Origin of the sequence: Flavobacterium sp. J27, from assembly GCF_004303025.1 — a bacterium.
In the GTDB taxonomy this organism is placed as follows: domain Bacteria; phylum Bacteroidota; class Bacteroidia; order Flavobacteriales; family Flavobacteriaceae; genus Flavobacterium.
Window position 1 is genome coordinate 1,297 of sequence record NZ_PJQW01000007.1, and the last position, 12,381, is coordinate 13,677.

Sequence of the window (12,381 nt, forward strand, 5' to 3'; positions counted from 1 at the left end):
AGCAGTTGTTGTAGGTGCAGTTATTAGTGCTACTACTTACACATTAAGTGCATGGATAGGACACACACCTTTTTCTTTTGGAGGGCTTTTAAAAGCTTCTTTTATAGGTGCGGTTAGTGGTGCAGCTACTTTTGGTGTTGGTGAAGGAGCAAAAGGTATTTGCGAGTTTGGATCAAGATTTGTGTTTCAAACTCTAGCACACGGGATTACGCAAGGTACATTAGGAGTTGTACAAGGAGGAGATTTTTATCAAGGTTTTGCAAGTGGTACATTAGCAAGTATGGCGTCTGGGTTATGGAATGGAGGATATGTTAATAGTACAGATAGTTTTTGGAATGGTCTTGGGGGAAGTTTTTCACAAAGCACAGTAGGTATTTTGACCTTTGGAACCCTTAGTGGAGGTGCAGGAGCGGTATTAACCGGAGGAAATTTTTGGAGAGGAGCGGCAACTGGTTTAGTGGTGAGTGGATTGAATCATGCTTTGCATAAATTACAAGCTAGAAAAACATTATTATCTAGATTTAAAAAAGATTCTAATGATAAGTTTATTATTGATCCTTATGCTAAACCAGTATTTAATCAACAGGGTATTGATGATTTGCTAGATAATGTTGAGGAATTAAGAGATTGGTATGTTAAATCAGGTTCTCCTAAATTTAATTACGAATTTAAAGCAGAAACTGGTAAATATGACAATGGAGTTGTTCTAATAAATCAAGAAAGTAATTTTAATAATTATAAATTAGCATCTACTTTGTTTCATGAATTTAGACATGGATGGCAATATCTTTCAGGGATGTATGATAAATGGTATTCAAAAAACAAACATTCTATTTTTGATATTATGGAAAGAGATGCTTATGCTTTTGAAATTTACATGGGTAATAATGATGGACAAATAAAAGGTTATTATTTAAAATATAAAGCATTAACTAAACATATAAAATAATTAATTTATGAAAAATGTAATTTTAATGATATTTTTATTATTATTTATTTGTTCATGTAACAAAAATGAGGATATATATATAGAAATCTTAAATGATAATTTATATACATTTGATAACTCATATAAGAAAGACACAATAAATGTAGTGAAATTCAAAGTTGTTAATAATAGTAATAAAAAATATTATATTAATCAAATTTCATTTAATGAAATTTATAATAGACCTTCTATTTCCTATAAAGGTATTGATATAAGGCTATTCGATTCTAGTGGTAAAGAAGTAAAATATTTGCCAAATTTTAGTAGAGATAATGATTTAGATTTGAATTGTAGAGTTTATCAAACTAGTCTTATTGAATCACAAAGTAAGAGATTAGGATATAATAAAGTATTACAATACTATGCTTTGTTTGATAAAATATCAAATTTCTATATATATCCAAGTGAAGAAAAATATTTTGAGTTTGCTATAAATTTATCAAAAGGAAATGTAACAAAACCATTAGGAAATAGAATATATGCTGATATTCAAAGAAATAAAAATTATTATGCAACTGTATCTATGGTAAGCGATAGTGCTGGTTATAAGAATAACCTACCTAATGATATATTAATGAATTTGGAAAAAAACAATATAGAAATTTTTAATGGAATTATTAAAAGTAAAAATAAAGTTGACGTTAGAGTGATAAAGTGAATTTTAGGAATAATTATAATAAAAACATGGAGATCATTTATAAAGAGAATATAATTTTAATTTAAAAAGACATCTTTTAGGTGTCTTTTTTTTTATCTTTAAAATAAAAAATGAAATTACTTATCAAACTTTTAATCACAACGGTTTTAGTGGTTGTTATTTCTAACTTTTTGCCTGGAATTACTGTCGCAAGTTATAAAAGCGCCTTTATAGTAGCTGTGGTGCTGGCATTGTTAAATACCTTTCTAAAACCGCTACTCATCCTTTTAACAATTCCAGCAACAATTCTCACACTAGGCTTGTTTCTTTTAGTAATTAATGCTGTACTTATTTTAATTGGGGATTATTTTGTAAGTGGTTTTACGGTATCTGGTTTTTGGACAGCCTTTCTATTTAGTATTATTCTGTCTGTTTGTCAATCTATTTTAAATGGTATTTTTATTGAAAAAGAACAATAAAGCCTATTGTTAAGAAATATCTATCAGAAGTTTCGGAATAAAATTTACAGAATTGAAATTCAGTTGATTAAAAAGTTGCTTGAGTTGTAAAAAATAATTAATTTTGCAACCCAATTTTCATGTCAATAAAAAATAATATAATGAATATTACAAGAGAGCAAGTTGATGCTTTAAATGCAATTGTTACGGTTGCAGTTACTAAAGAGGATTATGCAGATAAAGTGCAAAAAGTATTAGCAGACTATAGAAAAAATGCTAACATACCTGGTTTTAGAAAAGGAGCTGTGCCAATGAGTTTAATTCAAAAACAATATGGTAAAGCAGTACTTTTAGATGAAGTAAACAAAATATTACAATCTTCTTTAAATGATTATTTAGTTGAAGAAAAATTAGATATTTTAGGAAACCCACTTCCAAAAGTAACAGAAGATTTTGATTGGAATAAAGATGATTTTACATTCGAATTTGAATTAGGATTAGCTCCTGATTTTTCAGTAGATTTAGAAGGTAAATCTAATGTAACTAAATTTGATATTGTGGCTGATGATAACATGTTAGATGAACAAGTAGAGCGTATTCAAAAACAATATGGGAAAATGATTTCTCAGGATAAAGTAGCAGAGGACCATACTTTAAGAGGGACTTTTTCAAATGAAGAGAAAGGAATTAATAATACAACAACAATTACATTAGATATCTTTAATGATAAAAAAACAGCAAAGAAATTTGTAGGTAAAAAAGTAGGTGATGTAGTAGCATTAGAAACCAAAGGGCTTTTTGATGATGACCATAAATTAATGGACTATTTGAAAGTTTCTCATGATGATGTTCATGGTTTAGACGTTACTGTAAACTTTACTATTGAAGAAATCAATGCTGTTGAAAAAGCAGAATTAAACCAAGAATTATTTGATAAATTATTTGGAGAAGGAAATGTTGCTTCTGTTGAAGAGCTAAGAACAAAAATAAAAGAAGATGCAGAAGGTCAGTTTGCACAACAAGCAGATCAAAAATTCTTAAATGATGTAATTGAATCGTTAATTGAAAATACAAAATTTGAGTTGCCATCAGTTTTCTTGAAAAAATGGATTCAAACAGTAGGAGAAACCCCTTTGTCTCCAGAACAAGCAGAAGAAGAATATGTAAAATCTGAAAAAGGATTACGTTACCAGTTAATTGAAAATAAAATTATCGCTACTAATAATTTACAAATTCAGTTTGAAGACTTAAAAGCACATACTGCTGAATTGATTAAAAAGCAAATGGCTCAATTTGGTCAATTAAACCCAACAGATGAAGAAGTAGAAGGGATTGTTGCTAGAGTGCTTTCTAATCAAGAAGAGGTAAAACGTTTATCAGAACAAGTTATGAGTGAGAAAATGTTAACTTTGTTTAAAGATAAAATTAAAGCTAAATCTAAAAAAGTAAACTACCAGGAGTTTATTAAAGAGATGTATGGAGAATAAAATCTCATAAAAAATAATTATCTTTGAACGTCAAACTTTGGTTTGACGTTCTTAGTTTATAAACCAATAATAAAGTTACAATGAATTACGGAAAAGAATTTAAAAAATATGCAACTAAGCACCATGGAGTAAATAGTTTGTACTACGATAAAATTGTTAGTAGCATGACTCCATATATTATAGAAGAACGCCAAATGAATGTTGCTTCAATGGATGTTTTTTCACGTTTAATGATGGACAGAATCATCTTTTTAGGAACTGGAGTAGATGATTATGTGGCAAACATTATTCAAGCACAATTATTATTTTTAGAAAGTACTGATGCTTCTAAAGATATTAGTATTTATATTAATTCTCCAGGAGGAAGCGTTTATGCTGGTTTAGGAATATATGATACGATGCAATTAGTGAAGCCAGATGTAGCCACTATTTGTACTGGAATGGCTGCATCAATGGGTGCTGTATTATTATGTGCTGGTGCAGATGGAAAAAGATCTGCTTTACCACATTCTAGAGTGATGATACATCAACCGTCTGGAGGAGCGCAAGGTGTTGCAACTGACATGGAAATCAACTTAAAGGAAATGTTGAAGTTAAAAGAAGAATTATATCAAATCATTTCTCATCATTCAAAGCAAACGTATGAAAAAGTATATAAGGATAGTGAAAGAGACTATTGGATGATTGCTGCTGAAGCAAAAGAATATGGAATGATTGATGAGGTTTTAGAAAGAAAATAACAATCAGTTTTTAGAATTTTAAATACTATATTTTAAGTTCTAGTTACTAAATTACAAAAGATGGCAAAGGAAGTATTAGAATGTTCTTTTTGTGGAAGAAAAAAGCCAGAAACAAATTTATTAATTGCAGGTATAGATTCACATATTTGTGATAGATGCATAGAACAAGCACATGGGATTGTTTTAGAAGAATTGAGGCAAAGCGGCAAGACCGAACTTTTATCGGATTTAATTTTATTGAAACCAAAAGAAATTAAGTCGTTTTTAGATCAATACATTATTGGGCAAGACCAAACCAAGAAAGTCATGAGTGTAGCGGTGTATAATCATTACAAAAGATTAATGCAGACGCAGTCAGATGATGAGGTTGAAATTGAAAAAAGTAACATCATCATGGTAGGTCAAACGGGAACAGGAAAAACATTGGTGGCAAAAACGATTGCAAAAATGTTAAATGTTCCTTTGGCTATTGTAGATGCTACAGTATTAACTGAAGCAGGATATGTAGGTGAAGATGTAGAAAGTATTTTAACACGTTTGCTTCAAGCAGCTGATTATGATGTAGAACGTGCTCAAAGAGGTATCGTTTTTATTGATGAGATTGATAAAATTGCTCGTAAAAGCGATAATCCATCGATTACAAGAGATGTTTCTGGAGAAGGAGTACAACAAGCTCTATTGAAATTACTTGAAGGGACAGTTGTAAACGTACCACCAAAAGGAGGAAGAAAGCACCCTGATCAAAAATTTGTTGAAGTTAACACTCAAAATATTCTCTTTATTGCGGGTGGGGCTTTTGATGGAATTGAAAAAATAATTTCAAAAAGATTAAATAGACAAGCTGTTGGTTATAGCACTTCAAAAGATGCTAATGAAATTGATAAGGATAATTTATTGCAATATGTGATTCCAAAAGATTTAAAAGATTTTGGATTAATTCCTGAAATAATAGGACGTTTGCCTGTATTGTCTTATATGAACCCTTTAGATGCAGAAACATTGAGAGCTATTTTAACGGAACCTAAAAATGCTTTAGTAAAACAGTACAAAAAATTGTTTGAAATGGATGATGTGGCTTTTACAATTGCTGAAGATGCTTTGCAATTTATTGTGGATAAAGCCTTAGAATATAAGCTAGGAGCTAGAGGACTTCGTTCTTTATGTGAGGCTATTTTAACAGATGTAATGTTTGATTTACCAGGCTCTTCTGAGAAAGAATTGCATGTAACTAAAGAATTTGCTGAGCATAGCTTAAATAAGAATTTATTACAACGTTTAAAAACAGCATCTTAATAAAATAAAAAAATTAAAAAAGCCCGATTTTAATCGGGCTTTTTTGTTTATAGCACATTGTGAAAGTTTCTAATTCTCGGAAGCATCAGTAACCTCTATTGTTTTGTTTATTTTAAATTCAATTCTTCTGTTTTCTAAATCTTGTACTTCAGTACAATTTGAACCACAATCATGTAAAGGTTTAGATTCTCCATAACCATTATGAGATAATCTTGATTTATTGATACCTTTAGTAATTAAGTAGTCGTAAGCAGATTTTGCTCTTTTTTGAGATAAAAGCAAGTTGTATTTATCAGAACCTTTATTGTCTGTGTGAGCATTAATTGTCAAAGTCATTTCAGGTATTTCATTCATAACAGTCACCACTTTATCTAAAGATAAACGGGATTCTTCTTTTAAAGTAGCTTTATTAAAATCAAAGAAAATATTTTCAATAACAATAGCATCGTCAACAATTTCTGCCTTTTTTTGATTCATCTTAATTGTTTCAGTTACAAAATTATTTTGTGTTGAAGCAGTTACGGCATTTGCATTAGGTTCGTAGCCTTCTTTATTTGTTGAAATATTGTAAGCTGTTAAAGGTTCTATAATTAATTTTACTTCTCCTTTATCGTTGGTTTTCGTCTCTTTGATTACTTGCCCAAATTCATCTGTAATTACAACTGAAGCGTTTGGTAATTTAATTTTAGAATTAGTTTCTACCACTACAATATTCAATTGTTGTTCTTGTTGATGTATATCGAAACGATATACATCAAAGTTGTCTTTATCGTCTTCCTTGTTAATAGAAATATAACCTCTATTTTTACTTACTAAAATATAGCCTACTTCATCTTTAGTAGTATTTAAACCAGAACCTAAGTTTCTAGTATTTATATAAGAATTTTCAACTATGGAGCTTCTGAAAACATCATATCCTCCAAAAGTATCATGACCAGTGGAAGAAAAATAAATATAGTTGTTCTCAGGAGTTACAAAAGGATATTTTTCATCTTTATCTGAATTGACTTCTTTTCCAAGATTTTTAATATTTTCTAATGTCCCATCAGCTTTAATGTGTCCCACATACAAATCATAACCTCCAAAACCACCTGGCATATTGGATGAAAAGTAAATGGTATTATCAATTTTGTTATAAAAAGGTGTTTCTACAGAAAAGTCATTGGTTGTAATTGGAATTTCTCTAACGTCTTTCCAATATCCTTGAATTTCAAGGTCTAAATTAGCACTATATAATTTAAAATTATTTGAATTTTCTGTAGTATGCGTAAAATAAATTGTTTTGTCGTCGTTAGCAAAAGTCATCGATCCTTCGTTAAAATCTGAATCTAAAACCGTTGAAAATTGTAGAGGAAAAGACAAATTACCGTTTTTGTCTACATTGGTACAATAAATATTATTATTAAACTGGCTTAAGCTTTCATTAAAAGTGGTTTTGGTATGTCTTCTTTTTTTGTTTGAAACAATAAGAAATTTATCTTTGAAAAAAGTTGCGCCAATTTCTGATAACTCTGTGTTAATGCCAGTGTCAGTTAGTATAAATTTTAATAATGAATCGTTATTTAATGCTAAACTGTTAATTGTAGGCGAATCATCAATAAAACTGTCCTGACTCATTCCAAAAAAAGGAACACAAAAAACACATAACAGTAATTTTTTCATGGTAATAGGTTAATTAGACTTATGAAGTTGCAAATATTAAGTCGAATTACCCCATAAAAAAAGAATAATCGGTTAATTGTTAAAAAAACTCGTTATATAGCTTTGAAAACGAATCGTTTGGAATTAATAAGTTGTATTTGTGTTAAAGATTTAATAATCAGTTTTTTAACTTATTTTAAAAATTTCAATTAACAATATGATTTATTTGAAACTATTTTTTGAGTTTCTTTCCATTCTATTTGACATTTTCTATACGGACCACATTTGTATCTTTTTGGTCCACAAGAACTAAAAAATAGTCCAGTAAAAAGTAAGAGTGCTATAATTTTTTTCATAATCTAGGTTTTTGGTTTCTTTATACTTGGTACATTTGGTGTTGCAATAATTCTTCTAAGTAAATTCGTTCATTAGATAGCCTTGGAATTTTATGTTGACCGCCTAATTTGTCTTTTTCTTTTAACCAGTCATAAAATAGATTAGAACGAGCTACATTAACAATTAACGGGTTTAAAGTCATGTTATTGTGTCTTTTAGCTTCATAGTCAGAGTTTAGGAGTTGTAAGTTCTTGTCTAGTAAAGCGGTAAAAGAGGAGATACTTTTGGGTTGTATTTTAAATTCTATAATCCATTCATGTGCTCCTTTCTTTTTCTCTTTCATAAATACAGGAGCCACAGTATAATCAATTACTTCACATTGTAATTCCTGACACGTTTTAGCTATTGCTTTGTCTGTATTTTCCACCATTAATTCTTCTCCAAAAACATTAATATGATGTTTGGTTCTACCAGTAACAACAATGCGATGCGGGCTGGTTGATGTGAAACGAATAGTGTCGCCTATTAAATATCTCCAAAGTCCAGAATTTGTAGAAATTACAATGGCATAATTTTTATTAATTTCAACTTGGTTTAGCGGAATGGCTTTTTGATGGGAAGTGCCAAAAGTATCCATAGGAATAAATTCATAAAAAATTCCATAATCGAGCATGAGTAATAACTCATTTGAATCATTCCTGTCTTGAATAGCAAAGAAACCTTCAGAGGCATTATAAATTTCATAATACCTGAAATTATCTTTTGGAAATAATTTTTTATAAGGTTCTCTATAAGGTTCAAAGTTAACACCACCATGAAAATAGACTTCTGCATTAGGCCAAATATCTATTAGATTGCCTTTGCCTGTGGTTTCCAATGTTTTGTTCAATAGAACCATCATCCAACTGGGTACACCTGCTAAACTCGTTACATTTTCTTGAATGGTTTCATTAATTATAGCAGGTAATTTGGTTTCCCAATCTCCCATAAGAGACACTTTATTACTAGGAGTAGAGCTAAATTCGGCCCAAATAGGCATGTTATCAATTAAAATAGCCGATAAATCTCCGAAAAAAGTATTGTTATCTTCATATAATTGTTTGCTTCCTCCTAATCGTAAGCTTTTCCCTGTAAACAGTTGCGAGTCTTCGTTGTTGTTTAAGTATAGGCATAATAGGTCTTTACTGGCTTTGTAATGGCATAAGTCTAGGGTTTCAGTACTAACTGGTATGAATTTACTTTTTGCATTGGTAGTACCACTTGATTTTGCAAACCATTTTATAGGGGTGTGCCAAAATACATTTTGTTGTCCTTTTCGGGTTTGTTCTATCAATGGTTCCAAATCTTCATAAGTAGAAATAGGAATTCTTTCTGCAAAAGTTTGATAATTTTTTATAGATGAAAAATCATATTGTTTGCCTAAAATGGTGTTTTCTGCCGATTTAATTAAGTTAATCAGCAACTCTTCCTGAACTTCATGAGGATATTTTAAAAACAATTCCATCTGATGAATTCGCTTTTTTAAAATCCATGAAGCAATAGAATTAATAATAGGAAATGCCATTTTTAGAATTACAAATTATGAATTATAAAATACGAATGATAACTTTACCAAAAATAACATTTTTTTTAAATCAAAACTCATTAAAAGAAAAAAAGCACATGATATATCAAGGAGTTCTTCAAAAGATGCAAACGGAATTAGCACATCCGATTCAGTATTATTTAGTTTTTGAAGATAGTTTTTTAAATGTGAATCAGTTACTAAACAAAGAAATAGAAATTGCGTTTCAAGGTTACCAATGTTTGAATTGTGGTGAAGCCAAGAAGATTTTTAGACAAGGCTTTTGTTATGATTGTTTTATGACAAGCCCGGCTGTAGGAGATTGGATTATGAAACCCGAATTGAGTACGGCTCATCTCGATATTGAGGATCGAGATTTAGCATATGAAAAAAGAGTACAATTGCAACCTCATATCGTTTATTTGGCACTATCAAGTGAAGTGAAAGTTGGAGTTACCCGAAAAACACAAGTGCCTACCCGTTGGATTGACCAAGGAGCAATTCAGGCTGTTCCAATTGTTGAGGTGCCGAATCGTTATTTGGCAGGTATTACAGAAGTAGCTTTAAAAAATCACTTTGCAGATAAAACAAGTTGGCAGAAAATGCTTAAAAATGAAGTTATTCCAGCCGATTTGCAAGCAGAAAGGCAAAAAACAAAAGATTGGATTCCTAAGGAGGTACTTCCTTATTTTGCGGAACAAGAAAAGATATATGATTTGGAGTTTCCTGTATTACATTATCCAAAAAAAGTAAATAGTCTTAATTTAGACAAAACGCCACTATACAATGGAAAGGTAATGGGTATAAAAGGGCAGTACTTACTTTTTGAAGACGGTACAGTTTTTAATATTCGTTCTTACGAAGGTTATGTGGTAAAAATGAGTGTGTAATAATAGTAAAAATAAAAACCTATTTTAAATTTAAAATAGGTTTTTATTTTGTGAATTAATTATTCTTTAATTATTTTACCATCTTGTTTTTCTCCATTTTCATTCTTTAAAATGTAATAATATAATCCATTTTTTTCTTTTTCTATAGAGATTGCTTTTTCAATTTTTACATTTTTCAAAATTACATCACCTTTAGAATTATACAAATCTAATCTGTATTCAGATAAATTTTTTCCTTTAAAATTAATTTCAGATTTTGAAGGATTTGGATATACTTGTATTTTTTTGTCAGCATTTTCAAAAGGAGTTCCTTGGTCAAAAAAGTTTTCAAATATTTGTACATGTGAACACCCATTATTGAAATAGATGTCTGCAACTACACCTACACTACTTCCTCCCGTACAATTTTGACCAGAAAATGATAAATTGAATGAACCTGAAAAAGGGCCATTTAAAGTAATAGATGATTGACCTGAATACGGAGAAGTGGTAAATGTTCCTCCATTTAATAATACACTTATACTAGATATTTTACTCCAGTCGACTTCGCAATTAGAAGGACTTTCAAAAACCATAGTTCCTCCTCCAGTACCATTAGGTCTACACTCATAAAAACCACTTAACGTTGGGGTACAGCAATTAGGTACAATAATGCAGTTTACTTCAACAGAGCAAGTATGACAGCCTGTTTCATCAAAATAAGTTAATTGTAGAATGAAACTTCCAGCAGTTAATGCTTGTATAGATACTGTGTTATTTTGATCTGAACCCACAATTGAAGCAACAGAAGAATTGCTTACATCCCAATCATAACATTCGGTGCATTGCGCTGTTCCTGTGGGAACAGAGAAAACAACTGTATCTCCAACGTTTATTGTTGAAGGACCACTAATTAGACATTGAGAAAAGGAAAAATTAAATAATAATAAGCTAAATAATAATAAATAATTTTTGTTCATAATATATATGTTTTTAAATGAGTTGTAAACCTAAATATTTTAGATGTTAATTATTTATAATTAAAATGTACATTTTGTTATTTTATGCAAATTTAAAATCAATACAAATTTATTCTAAACAAGCTCCTTTGGTTAAAGGCATGGTAGAAGTATAAGAAAGTGTGGTAACATCTTTAAATTTTGTACCATCGACCATTTCTCCATAACCTTCTATTAATTGATTGTCTTTAATTAAAAATGCCATTTCTCTTTTGCTTTCTGTGCCTTCAGAAGTAAAGGTGTATATGCCAATAAGTTTGTCTTCTTGTAATGTTCCAGCGAAAGTACCTTGGTTGCCATCTTTTTCTGCATAAGCAATTTTTAAGTTTCCTTTAATACTATCTGCTACCGTTGTAATTTTCATTTCAATGGCATTTCCATTCTGGTTGTAAGTATAACAAGTTGGTTCCAAAAGAGAAGTTGAATTCGTTTCTTCGGGTATTGTTTGTTCTTCTATCACAGGTTCTTCTATTGTCACTTCTTCAGTAGTTTTTTCTTTACAACTCATTAGTAGAGTTATTGTAAAAAATAAATAAGATAGTTTTTTCATAGTTTCTATTTTTAATTAATCGATTTTTTTTAAAATTAATAATTTCTTGTTTGGATTCGAAAGGTATAGTCTATTGTTTTCTATGGTATATGTAGTAGTGCTACTTAACGCTTTTAAAAATTCGGTTTCTTTGTTAGTGGGTTCACAAGCCATTTCTGTAGTAACTACATTAATGAAGCGTATTTTTTTGGGTTCAAAAAATAAACGACCCTGCATTTGGTTACATCCCGCAAAACCAGAAAAAGTATTTTCTTGGGCTTTAATTTCAAGTTGAGGAAATTCTTTACTAAAATCGGTAGCGTCTACTTTTTTACCATTTAATTGTTCTAACACCCAAATGTCATGCAAACGATAATCGGTTATGTAAGCTCCACAACCTATCCATGTAGTTTGTTTCTGATCGATGGAAAGTGTAACTCGATAAGGAAATTTTTTACCAGACATCGCATTTGTGCATTCCATTTGTATTATTTCAATAGCAAATGAATGAGCGTCATTTTGGGAACGGAATAATTTTACATTATGATCTGCTGCTACAATGGGTGCTACAGCAGGTAATACTATCGTGTCCTCTGGAGTTGTAAAAACAAATTCTTTTTCAGATAATGTTAGTCCCCAAAAGGGTTCAGTACCTTGCGCTTTAAAATAAGGGAGGTTGTTTTTTTCAATAGTGGTAATGATTTCTTTTGCCTTACTTTTTTCTTCGGATGTTTTCTTCTTATTTTCTTTTGGACAGGAAGAAGCTAAGAGTAGGTGACTGACCAGTACGATTTTAATCAGTTGAATTCGTTTCATTAGT

Annotated in this window: 12 protein-coding genes and 1 pseudogene; 7 read left to right on the forward strand and 6 right to left on the reverse strand. The window is 30.1% G+C overall.

Features of this window, described 5'->3' with window-relative positions:
* From CX675_RS10740 to clpX, 6 genes and pseudogenes are all read left to right on the forward strand, one after another.
* A pseudogene (locus CX675_RS10740) lies at positions 1-949 on the forward strand (hypothetical protein); the annotation flags it as partial.
* A gap of 7 nt (positions 950-956) precedes the next feature.
* Positions 957-1,646 carry a hypothetical protein gene (locus tag CX675_RS10745; RefSeq protein WP_130735244.1) on the forward strand — a complete coding sequence of 230 codons (690 nt, stop codon included), beginning with the start codon at positions 957-959 and terminating at the stop codon, positions 1,644-1,646.
* 110 nt (positions 1,647-1,756) lie between these two features.
* Positions 1,757-2,104 (forward strand): phage holin family protein, encoded by a 348-nt coding sequence (locus CX675_RS10750; RefSeq protein WP_130735245.1) that lies wholly within the window; start codon positions 1,757-1,759, stop codon positions 2,102-2,104.
* 140 nt (positions 2,105-2,244) lie between these two features.
* Positions 2,245-3,570 (forward strand): trigger factor, encoded by a 1,326-nt coding sequence (gene tig / locus CX675_RS10755; RefSeq protein WP_130735246.1) that lies wholly within the window; start codon positions 2,245-2,247, stop codon positions 3,568-3,570.
* Between the two features lie 80 nt (positions 3,571-3,650).
* Positions 3,651-4,310, forward strand: coding sequence for an ATP-dependent Clp endopeptidase proteolytic subunit ClpP (clpP, locus tag CX675_RS10760; protein ID WP_130735247.1), 660 nt, complete (start codon positions 3,651-3,653; stop codon positions 4,308-4,310).
* A 60-nt stretch (positions 4,311-4,370) separates the two neighbouring features.
* The gene (gene clpX, locus CX675_RS10765; RefSeq protein ID WP_130735248.1) at positions 4,371-5,603 is read left to right on the forward strand and encodes an ATP-dependent Clp protease ATP-binding subunit ClpX; all 1,233 of its coding nucleotides are present in this window, start codon (positions 4,371-4,373) and stop codon (positions 5,601-5,603) included.
* A 69-nt stretch (positions 5,604-5,672) separates the two neighbouring features.
* Here the strand turns inward: clpX and CX675_RS10770 are convergent, their stop codons facing one another.
* From CX675_RS10770 to CX675_RS10775, 3 genes are all read right to left on the reverse strand, one after another.
* On the reverse strand, positions 5,673-7,265 hold the full coding sequence (locus CX675_RS10770) for an OmpA family protein (RefSeq protein ID WP_130735249.1): 1,593 nt from the start codon (positions 7,263-7,265) through the stop codon (positions 5,673-5,675).
* A 188-nt stretch (positions 7,266-7,453) separates the two neighbouring features.
* Entirely contained in the window at positions 7,454-7,600 is a 147-nt protein-coding gene (locus tag CX675_RS19795; protein ID WP_165396022.1) for a hypothetical protein, read from the reverse strand.
* A 20-nt stretch (positions 7,601-7,620) separates the two neighbouring features.
* Entirely contained in the window at positions 7,621-9,144 is a 1,524-nt protein-coding gene (locus tag CX675_RS10775) for a GH3 auxin-responsive promoter family protein (RefSeq protein WP_130735250.1), read from the reverse strand.
* A 98-nt stretch (positions 9,145-9,242) separates the two neighbouring features.
* Between CX675_RS10775 and CX675_RS10780 the strand changes: the two genes are divergently transcribed.
* Positions 9,243-10,034, forward strand: a complete 792-nt coding sequence (locus CX675_RS10780; RefSeq protein ID WP_130735437.1) for a DUF2797 domain-containing protein — start codon at positions 9,243-9,245, stop codon at positions 10,032-10,034.
* A gap of 59 nt (positions 10,035-10,093) precedes the next feature.
* Here CX675_RS10780 and CX675_RS10785 read toward each other — a convergent pair whose 3' ends face one another.
* The 3 genes from CX675_RS10785 to CX675_RS10795 form a co-directional block, all read right to left on the reverse strand.
* A complete protein-coding gene (locus tag CX675_RS10785; protein ID WP_130735251.1) occupies positions 10,094-10,993 on the reverse strand; it encodes a T9SS type A sorting domain-containing protein in 900 nt (299 codons plus the stop codon).
* A 109-nt stretch (positions 10,994-11,102) separates the two neighbouring features.
* Positions 11,103-11,582, reverse strand: a complete 480-nt coding sequence (locus tag CX675_RS10790) for a hypothetical protein (RefSeq protein WP_130735252.1) — start codon at positions 11,580-11,582, stop codon at positions 11,103-11,105.
* Between the two features lie 15 nt (positions 11,583-11,597).
* Positions 11,598-12,377 carry an META domain-containing protein gene (locus CX675_RS10795; protein ID WP_130735253.1) on the reverse strand — a complete coding sequence of 260 codons (780 nt, stop codon included), beginning with the start codon at positions 12,375-12,377 and terminating at the stop codon, positions 11,598-11,600.
* Positions 12,378-12,381: the final 4 nt, after the last annotated feature.

What these genes read in the sequence shown, in the direction of transcription:
- CX675_RS10745 (WP_130735244.1), top strand. Translation starts at nt 957, where the DNA reads ATGAAAAATGTAATTTTAATGATATTTTTATTATTATTTATTTGTTCA.
- CX675_RS10750 (WP_130735245.1), top strand. Translation starts at nt 1,757, where the DNA reads ATGAAATTACTTATCAAACTTTTAATCACAACGGTTTTAGTGGTTGTT.
- tig (WP_130735246.1), top strand. Translation starts at nt 2,245, where the DNA reads ATGAATATTACAAGAGAGCAAGTTGATGCTTTAAATGCAATTGTTACG.
- clpP (WP_130735247.1), top strand. Translation starts at nt 3,651, where the DNA reads ATGAATTACGGAAAAGAATTTAAAAAATATGCAACTAAGCACCATGGA.
- clpX (WP_130735248.1), top strand. Translation starts at nt 4,371, where the DNA reads ATGGCAAAGGAAGTATTAGAATGTTCTTTTTGTGGAAGAAAAAAGCCA.
- CX675_RS10770 (WP_130735249.1), bottom strand. Translation starts at nt 7,265, where the DNA reads ATGAAAAAATTACTGTTATGTGTTTTTTGTGTTCCTTTTTTTGGAATG.
- CX675_RS19795 (WP_165396022.1), bottom strand. Translation starts at nt 7,600, where the DNA reads ATGAAAAAAATTATAGCACTCTTACTTTTTACTGGACTATTTTTTAGT.
- CX675_RS10775 (WP_130735250.1), bottom strand. Translation starts at nt 9,144, where the DNA reads ATGGCATTTCCTATTATTAATTCTATTGCTTCATGGATTTTAAAAAAG.
- CX675_RS10780 (WP_130735437.1), top strand. Translation starts at nt 9,243, where the DNA reads ATGATATATCAAGGAGTTCTTCAAAAGATGCAAACGGAATTAGCACAT.
- CX675_RS10785 (WP_130735251.1), bottom strand. Translation starts at nt 10,993, where the DNA reads ATGAACAAAAATTATTTATTATTATTTAGCTTATTATTATTTAATTTT.
- CX675_RS10790 (WP_130735252.1), bottom strand. Translation starts at nt 11,582, where the DNA reads ATGAAAAAACTATCTTATTTATTTTTTACAATAACTCTACTAATGAGT.
- CX675_RS10795 (WP_130735253.1), bottom strand. Translation starts at nt 12,377, where the DNA reads ATGAAACGAATTCAACTGATTAAAATCGTACTGGTCAGTCACCTACTC.